Source organism: Bacillus sp. SIMBA_074 (genome assembly GCF_046534555.1).
GTDB lineage: Bacteria > Bacillota > Bacilli > Bacillales > Bacillaceae_G > Bacillus_A > Bacillus_A mycoides.
Genome location: NZ_JAWRYM010001295.1, coordinates 1 through 232, shown reverse-complemented (window position 1 = coordinate 232; position 232 = coordinate 1). Strand labels below are relative to the sequence as shown.

Genomic DNA, 232 nt, shown 5'->3' with positions numbered 1-232 from the left:
GCCAGGCGTACAGCGGGGCCGCCGACATCGGCGAGGTCCTTGCCGCCGTGCACGGTGTCGGCGACAAGGATCACGAGGGCTGGTTCCACGCCTGGCGGGAGCTGGGAAGCCGCGTCGCCGCGCAGGGTGAGGCCTCGGCCGCGGCCGGCCACGCGGTCAGCGCGGCTGCCGCCTTCCTCCGGGCGGCCTCGTATTACGCGACCGCGGTGAACGCCGTCGCGTCGCTGCCGTC

General features: G+C 75.4%; 1 pseudogene. It reads left to right on the top strand.

The window, feature by feature from the left end:
* A pseudogene (locus SB773_RS34890) lies at window positions 1-232 on the top strand (hypothetical protein); the annotation flags it as partial.